At 28.8% G+C, this 8,975-nt stretch carries 6 protein-coding genes, 1 pseudogene and 1 riboswitch; of the genes and pseudogenes, 1 reads left to right on the forward strand and 6 read right to left on the reverse strand.

Annotated elements, in window-relative coordinates:
* Positions 1 to 131: 131 nt before the first annotated feature.
* From NSA50_RS19155 to NSA50_RS19170, 4 genes and pseudogenes are all read right to left on the reverse strand, one after another.
* Positions 132 to 872: an amino acid ABC transporter ATP-binding protein gene (locus tag NSA50_RS19155; protein ID WP_257448003.1), complete on the reverse strand. Its 741-nt coding sequence runs from the start codon at positions 870 to 872 to the stop codon at positions 132 to 134.
* 13 nt (positions 873 to 885) lie between these two features.
* Positions 886 to 1,662 carry an amino acid ABC transporter permease gene (locus NSA50_RS19160; protein ID WP_257448006.1) on the reverse strand — a complete coding sequence of 259 codons (777 nt, stop codon included), beginning with the start codon at positions 1,660 to 1,662 and terminating at the stop codon, positions 886 to 888.
* A 75-nt stretch (positions 1,663 to 1,737) separates the two neighbouring features.
* Positions 1,738 to 2,562, reverse strand: a complete 825-nt coding sequence (locus NSA50_RS19165) for a transporter substrate-binding domain-containing protein (protein ID WP_257448009.1) — start codon at positions 2,560 to 2,562, stop codon at positions 1,738 to 1,740.
* Between the two features lie 150 nt (positions 2,563 to 2,712).
* A riboswitch (Lysine riboswitch) is annotated at positions 2,713 to 2,896 on the reverse strand.
* A 382-nt stretch (positions 2,897 to 3,278) separates the two neighbouring features.
* Positions 3,279 to 4,507 (reverse strand): annotated as a pseudogene (locus NSA50_RS19170) (MFS transporter).
* Between the two features lie 530 nt (positions 4,508 to 5,037).
* Here NSA50_RS19170 and NSA50_RS19175 point away from each other — a divergent pair.
* On the forward strand, positions 5,038 to 5,247 hold the full coding sequence (locus NSA50_RS19175; protein WP_257448012.1) for a cold-shock protein: 210 nt from the start codon (positions 5,038 to 5,040) through the stop codon (positions 5,245 to 5,247).
* A gap of 76 nt (positions 5,248 to 5,323) precedes the next feature.
* On the opposite strand, the gene NSA50_RS19180 is transcribed toward NSA50_RS19175, so the two are convergent.
* Together NSA50_RS19180 and NSA50_RS19185 are read right to left on the reverse strand one after the other, a co-directional pair.
* Positions 5,324 to 6,841 carry a DHA2 family efflux MFS transporter permease subunit gene (locus NSA50_RS19180; RefSeq protein WP_257448015.1) on the reverse strand — a complete coding sequence of 506 codons (1,518 nt, stop codon included), beginning with the start codon at positions 6,839 to 6,841 and terminating at the stop codon, positions 5,324 to 5,326.
* Complete coding sequence (locus tag NSA50_RS19185) at positions 6,841 to 7,428, reverse strand: PadR family transcriptional regulator (RefSeq protein ID WP_257448018.1); 588 nt, start codon at positions 7,426 to 7,428, stop codon at positions 6,841 to 6,843. Before NSA50_RS19185 ends, NSA50_RS19180 begins: the two co-directional genes overlap by 1 nt.
* Between the last annotated feature and the right edge of the window lie 1,547 nt (positions 7,429 to 8,975).

Consider the following 8,975-nt stretch of genomic DNA (forward strand, 5'->3'; position numbering starts at 1 on the left):
AATACTAATTGTTGATTAGTATTGTATAAACTGAATAGTTTCATGATTTAAGTTTATGCAAAAAAGGTGGATTCTATTGAATCCACCTTTTCCCATTTATTCGGCTAGTTGCTTTTGCAACAGCCCCCTTTTTATATATTTCCTAAAGTACGTTTCAAAAATTCACGTGTACGTTCTTTTGTTGGATTATTAAATATTTGTTCTGGAGTTCCTTCTTCTTCTATAATACCATTATTCATAAATACTACACGATCAGCTACTTCTTTAGCAAATCCCATTTCATGTGTTACGACTAACATTGTAAGACCTGTTTCAGCAAGTTCTTTCATAACCTTAAGAACTTCTCCTACCATTTCTGGATCAAGAGCTGATGTTGGCTCATCGAAAAGAATAACATCTTGTTCCATTGATAATGCTCTTGCAATTGCAACACGTTGCTTTTGTCCTCCCGATAATTGCTTCGGTTTAGCATTTACATAATTCTGCATACCAACAACCTCTAAATATTTCATAGCAACTTTTTCAGCTTCTTCCCTTGATCTATTTAATACCTTCATTTGTCCAACTACACAGTTACTCAATACATTATGATTGTTAAATAAGTTAAACTGCTGAAAAACCATTCCTAATTTAGTTCTATATTTATATATATTATGATTATCGTCTAAAATATTTTCTCCATTATATATTATTTCACCCGCAGTTGGTTTTTCTAAAAGGTTTATGCAACGCAACAATGTTGACTTTCCTGATCCAGAAGACCCTATTAAGCAAACAACTTCGCCCTTATCTACTGAAAAATTAATATCCTTTAATACTTCATGAGATCCAAAAGATTTATTCAAATGTTTTATATCAATTACTTTATCCATAACGTCTCCTCCATTATCCCACTACATTACCTTTTGATTTACGTAACATATCTTCAGGTCTTTCTACTTGCATTTGATTTCCTGCCATAATGTAATTATCTGGTCCATCTAACTTTCTTTCTATTGCTCTTAATATTCTAGTTACTGTATAAGTCATTATGAAATAAATAAAACCTGCAACAAAGAAAGATTCAAAATATCTAAAATTATTTCCCGCAATTGATTTAGTTTGGAAAAATAACTCAGAAACAGAAATTACATTAAGAACTGATGTATCTTTTATATTAATTACAAATTCATTTCCTGTTGCTGGTAAAATATTACGAATTACTTGTGGTAATACTACATTAATCATCGTTTGAGAATGAGTCATTCCAATAGCTTGAGCTGCTTCAAATTGTCCCTTATCTATTGATACTATACCACCTCTTACTATTTCTGACATATATGCACCTGTATTAATAGATACTATAAATAATGCTGCTACTATTTTATTTATATCTATTCCTAAAAATTGTGCAGACCCATAATAAATTACCATAGCTTGTACAATCATAGGCGTTCCTCTAAAGAATTCTATATAAATAGAAAGAATTATATTTATGATTTTAAGAAATACTTTTTTTATACCTCTCTCTGGAATAGGAATTGTTCTTATAACACCAACAAGTAGACCTATTAAAGTTCCTATTAAGGTTCCTATTATAGAAATTAAAAGTGTCATACCTGCCCCTCGTAAGAACATTGGTAAATTATCTTGAAGTATTTTTATTATCCATTCAATACTCATTTCAATCCTCCTAAAATAAAAGCAAGTTATAAGTTTAGGATGGGTTATAAAATATAATAACCCATTCTATAAAATTTATTGAGCTGCTGGTTGATTTTTAACAGCATCCCCCATTATATTTACTTGCTCTTCTTCTGATATTCCTGATAAAATTTCATTTACTTTTTGTGTTAAATCACTGTTCTTTTTGATACCTACTGCTGTTTGTGTATCCTCTGGATTAGTGACAAAACCATCTTGAAGTTCAATCATTTTAAAGTTTCTATTTGCTGATTGAGCACTTACAGCCTCTGGCTTTTCAGATACATATGCATCAATAACACCTGATTCAAGAGCCACTCTCATAGCTGGAAAATTATCCATAGCTTCTTGTTTTTTTACACCTTTAATTTGATCTATTACTGAATAATGGAATGTATTTAATTGAGCTGTAACCTTTGCTCCATTAAAATCTGCTAAAGTTTTAGCATTTTCATACTGCCCACCATTCTTAACAACTAGAACTAATTGTGATTGATAATAATTATTTGAAAAATCAATAGTTTCTCTACGTTCTGCTGTAGGAGACATACCTGCTATTATTGCATCTATTTTCCCTGAAGTTAATGCAGGTACTAGCCCGTCCCATTCAGTTTTAACAATTACTAACTCTTTACCTAATCCTTCTGCTATTTTCTTTGCAATTTCAACATCATATCCACCTGCATACTCTGAACTTCCTTCTATTTTCACTGCTCCATTTGAATCATCCATTTGTGTCCAGTTAAATGGTGGATATCCAGCCTCCATACCTACCCTAAATACATTTTCATTTTTTTCTGACTTTCCTGAGCCACAACCTGTTAGTATTAGCATTGCTACTAATGATAGTGAAATTAATAATGATAGTTTTTTCTTCATAGTAAATCCTCTCCTTTTTTTTATAATAAAAAAACCAACCCTAAATTCTTGGGTTGGTGCTATCTTAAATATTCAGATAAGATTCTATAAAAAAATAACTGAGCAAAGCTCAGGTTTAATCTTACAGATAACCTAATCCTCATCTTTCCCATTTGAGATAGCACAACTTAATAAACCGGGACGTTTATTAAGACAGTCCTGCAGTTCTTAACTGCAGACCCAGCAAGCAATATCGAGAAATATTACAAGCTTCGGCAAAATTTCCTTCTCCATAGTTTCATAGCATTCTCAAGCTCCACTAAAGACTGTTAAATTTTGCGCCTCTACCTCACATATAAAAGTGAGGCATTTATTAAATTATTTATAGTCTATACCTTTTTGTTTTAGCTGTCAATATATACTTCGCAATTTTTCTAAATATTATAAAAATTACTATAAATGACACGATACAAAATCTCTATCTCCAGAGGACTAGTTATAATTCTACAGTTTCCTCTGATTTTTATGCAAAATCATATTTTTTTTAATGAGGCATAAAATCCCACTACACTTTAATAGGCGTTCTCGCCAAAGCCTACTATTAAGCCTACTATTGTTTTGATAAAAAATAATACTCTACAGAACAGACTTTTCTACAGTCTATTCTATAGAGCATTTTTTACTTTTAAACAACTTAACTTTCTTATAAATATATTATTGTTATCTAATTAAATTGTTTAATTTAATCTTTCTCCAGCTTCTATTAACACAGTATCTTTAAACATAAAAACACTTTGAACAAACAAGAATATTCCTGTGATTATAAGTAAGCATTCTATTTTTATAACATCTGCTAAAGGCCCAAATATAATCATACCAGCTGGCATCATAATACTTGAAATCATTCCAAATACTCCAAAAACTCTTCCTTGAAAATCCGGTTCTACCTTTTCTTGTAATAAAACTGTTGATGGCGTATTAAAAATAGGCATAGCCACTCCCACAATAGCCATAATAGCTAAATATAGCCAAAATATTGGAATAACACCTAAAAGAAATGTACCAAGTCCTATAATACCAGTGGATAAAATCATAGTATATACTCTATTCTTGAATCCTCCCCAAGATGCCATAATTATGCCACCAACCATCATTCCTACTGAGAATGTAATTTCTATAGCTGTTAGTCTCCAAATATCATTTCCAAAACTACGAGTTACTTGTAATGGCGTTAAAAAAGAAATTGGTGCTGCTAAAATAAAGAAAATAGTACAAAATAAGAAGAACTTTTTTACATAGCTATGGTTCTTAATGTATTTAACACCTGCTTTCATATCATCAAAATAGCTATTATGCTGCGCTTCCAAAGCTTTAGAATGAGCTTTCACCTTAAGGAAAATTAACAATGTAAAAACAGCTATCATTGCAGTTATAACATCTATAAAGAATATTGTTTCAATTGTAGCTATACTCAATAATGCTCCACTAAGCATAGGACATATTAGCATTGTTAATGATTGTATACTACTATTTATTCCATTTATTTTACTAAGCTTATTTTCTGGTACAATTTGTGGTATAAAGGATCCAACTGCCGGTGTTTGAACTCCTGTTCCTAATGATCTTATAGCTAAAACTAAAATAACATCCAAGGAGCATCATAACCTAGAAGAAATATTATAGCTAAAATTAATGTAGATATTGCTATCAAAGAATCTGATATAACTATTAACATTTTTCGATTGTATCTATCAGCCCATACTCCTGCAAATGGAGAAATAAAAAAGGAAGGTAAAAATCCGCATATAATAGATATTGTCATCATATCTCCTGATTGTGTTGTTAAAGTAATATACCAAGTAATAGCGTATTGAACAAGCATTGAACCAAATAAAGATATAGTTTGGCTTGTTAGAAAAAGTATTGAATTTTTCTTCCAATCATTTTGTATACTTGTAATCGTCATATTTATCACCTCTTCATGTTTAAATTAAACAAAAAGCCCTTCCAAACTATCAATTTGGAGGGGCATACCATTACCACATAATATCATATTAAATACAGTATTGTTATACAAGCTTATAAGTATAATCTGTACTTTATATAAGGTAATATAATGCTTTTTAATCCCATCCAAACTAAATTAGCAGTTTTATACAACACTAAAACTCACACCTTTTATTCAGAAGATGCTCACCATTTTATTTGTATTGATTTTAACTTATTGAATAAGACTAAATTAACATTTTATATAATCACCTCATATTTTAGATTGGCTTAATTATATATTCAAAATAAAGTTGTGTCAATAAAATATCTATATAAAATTAACTATTTACTAGATAATTAAAAAAGTTTATCATAACCTTACTTAAATGCAACGACAATACTTACAAATCGAGCTATACTATATTTAAATTCCTTATTTATCAAAGTGTTAAAATATAAATTTTGACAAATACTATTTAATGATAGCTCAAGTAAGGAGGAAAAATCATGGCAGAAATAACAGGAGTAGTTAAATGGTTTGATTACGAAAGAGGTTATGGCTTTATATCATGCAATCAAGGTGATGATGTGTTTGTGCATCATTCTCAAATCAAAGAAAAAGGTTCTGAAAAGTCTTTACATGAAGGCGAGAATGTAATCTTTGATATTAAAGAAAATGAAAAAGGTCCCATGGCTGTAAATGTTCAAAAATTATGATTTATAAAAAGCATCTCGTTAGAGATGCTTTTTAAGTATACTTTTATACATTAAATTAATTAAACTGTTTTTTAACTTAGAGTTCTACTGTTAATTCCTGATCTATATTACCCTTTTTAGTAAGTGTTCTACTCTTCTTTTTATTCTTTATAAATAATGACATAATTAAAGAAATTACTGTAATAGCTATAACAAAAATAAATGTAGTATTAGCACCCTTCAGTGAGGCATCAAGCATCTCTGATTTATATAATGCTACATTTGTTGTAGCAAGGGCATTATCTGGTGCATTAGAAGTAGTAACATTAGACATTATAGTTATGAGTACTGCAGTTCCAAGAGATCCTGCCACTTGTTTTGCCATATTAACCACAGCAGAAGCATGTGCTAATAGCTTATTTGATAAATCATTCACTCCAGCTGTTTGCATAGGCATTATAACAAGTGCGATTCCAATACATCTAATTGTATATAGCATAGCAATAATTATAACATGTGTATCTCTATGTAACCTTGCAAATGGGAAAGAAGCAATAATAAGTAAAACAATGCCTGGTATAGCTAATTTCTTTACACCATACTTATCAAATAAACGCCCAGATATAAGCATGGTTACCGCCATTAGGAGTGCCCCTGGTAAAAGTGTTAGTCCACTTGTAAAAGCTGATTTTCCAAGTATATTTTGCAGAAAAATCGGCAATACAATACTTGCTCCCACTGATGCAATATTTAAAATACTTCCTATTACAGTTGTTAAGGTAAATGTAGTTGATTTAAAAACACGCATTTCAAGCATCGGATGCTCCATAGCTAACTGACGCCATATAAATGAAGCACTTATAATTATTCCTACAATTATAGTTGTAAGAACAGTAATATCACCCCAACCTTTATTCCCTGCATTGCTAAAGCCATAAAGTACCAATCCAAATCCAAATGTTGATAGAAGGATAGAAAGAAAATCTATCTTAGGATTTTTTAATGGTATAACATCCTTCATAAAAAAAGATGTAAAAATTATATCTAATGCTACTAAAGGTATTAGAATATAAAATAAATAATGCCAGTTCCACATATCAATTATTATTCCAGATAAAGTCGGACCTATAGCTGGGGCAAAACATATAACAAGACCATACATCCCCATTGCTGAACCCCTTTTTTCAGGAGGAAATACCATAAGAAGAGCAGTATTTGCCAAAGGTGATATTATTCCTGCTCCAGCCGCTTGAACTATTCTTCCAATAAGAAGTATTGTAAAATTTGGAGATATAGCGCATATAACTGTCCCAATCCCAAACATCGCCATAGAAAACATAAATAGCTTCCTAGTTGATATTTTCTCTAGCAGCAATGCTGTCAAAGGTATCATTATAGCATTAACAAGCATAAATGCAGTTGTCAGCCACTGTGCAGTACTTGCATTTATATTAAAATACTTCATTATCTGAGGTAATGCAGTAGACAATAATGTCTGGTTTAGTATTGTAACAAATGATCCAATCATTATTGCAATTATAAGTAATGTTTTATTATACTCTTTTCCATATATATCTTTATTAACAGGTTTTTCTTTTGAATCTCTTTCTTTCATTAGTTCATCATCCTATCTAAATTAAAGTCTTCCTCTAAAAAATTAAGTTCCTTGTTCTCATATAAATTCCTTACCCATTCACACCACTGAAGATTTAATTTAGCTACATTTAAATTTCTTTGAGTTAAAATATAAGCTCCAAATAATGATGATTTTGCTGTTTCAGGATTCTCTTTGAATTTGAGTTTTATTTTTTCTATGGATTCTTTACTTTGTTCTATTCTTTTATTAACTTTTGTCTCAAGTTCATTAAGAAGCTTTTCTACTGCCTCTTCATCCATAAACTTTATACAATATAATTTTAGAGTCATTTCATCTCTAGTAACTTCTTCATTGGTTTCAGATATAAACCAATCATGTAAAAGTTCGTTACCCTTAACTGTAAGATTATATATCTTTTTATCAGGCTTTCCACTTTGTTTCTTTAATGTTAACTGAATATACCCCTCCTCTTCCAATTTAGAAAGTATTGGATATATAGCACTATGAGTAGAACGCCAAAACTTATTTAGTTTTTGTGTTAAATCATATCCGCTCATTGGCTCAGTTGATAATAAGCTTAGAAGTCCATAAGACAATTTATTCATGATATCATCTCCTATGTACATAAATAATTAAATACTTATATTATATAAATCAAAATACTTATATCCCTATATTTTTCTATAGCAGATTATAATAAAATCTTTAGTTATATATAATATTAACTTTAGTTATCTCAATTATTTAGGTATAAATAATATGTCAACAGTGACATATAAATCGCATATTATATATACTATATAAACTTTAACCATATGTCAATAGTGACATTTTAGATAAACATTTAATTATATAATAAAAATCCCCCAAATCATTAGTTTGGGGGAGCATAAAATACAATTGAATATTTAGTTAAAACCTTTTAAAATATTTGATATTAACCTATTTCTTCTCTATAAGCGCAACACATTCAACATGTGAAGTTTGTATAATTATAACTTTATCTAAAAATATTTTAATATAAATTTAGTTTTTTAATATGTTAAACCCTTATATTAAAAGAAAGTATACTATATTTTAAATTATCTTAATTTATTTGAATAGATTATTAATTTTGCACATTGTCGGCATATTGTAGGCAAATATAAATATGCCGACTTATTCAGATTAATACTATAAAATCTTAGATGATTTTCTATGTATATTAAAATACTTTTATGGAATACTAATTGATGTAAAGACCTTTTAGATCATTTTATTATTTTTAACATTATCTTCGGCAACATACTTAATTGTATGTTGCTTTTCATTATGTTTACATGAAAATAGCCCCCAGTAAAAGCCGAGTGCTACGTGATAAAATTATAGATATTAATATTTCTGTAATACTTATTAATAATTGATGTCTATATATTAACTTATTGTTGAAATTATGTATGAGTAATATTAAATCAATATAGATCATTATTGCTTTATAATTAGTTAATAAATATTACAACTTAATTATAACCAAATTTCCTACTTCTTGAAATAATCTTTAGCATACTTATAATATTGTTTCACGACTTCAATATACGAAAATAGCACCCAGTATAAACCGAGTGCTATTCCCGAAATATTTTCTACTTTATATATTTAATTAGATTTCTTTTACCTAAATTATACCAATTCCCATTCATTTCTAAAATACTATTTAACGTATTTTTCTTACCTTCTCACGAATTAATATTAATTGACTTTCTGAATAAATTTTATGTATAATATGCTCTCTTTTAGATAATACTATATATTGCTAGAATGTATAAGTATATTTTTTACTATTTTCTTCTTTATCGATAGCATTCATAATTTGTATGTTGCCGATTTTCGTTTTATTACTATCTAAATGGAAAAGCACCTAGAGTAATCTAGGTGCTTTTAATGGTAATTAACAATAAGAAATAACAGTACTTCTTATGATTAAAGAGTTATATACATAATAATCTTATTATTATTTTAAATCAATCCTATTTACGTATTATTTTTCTATTTTTAGGTAATAATTTACTAATTCTATTTAAATCTCTTTTCTTTTGTTATGATTCTGATTCAGTAATATTATTAAAATAGATTAAAATAAAAAGGCGAGTAAGTAAGATTTCCCCTACCTACT

The sequence above is a fragment of the Clostridium mucosae genome, assembly GCF_024622765.1.
Classification (GTDB): domain Bacteria; phylum Bacillota; class Clostridia; order Clostridiales; family Clostridiaceae; genus Clostridium.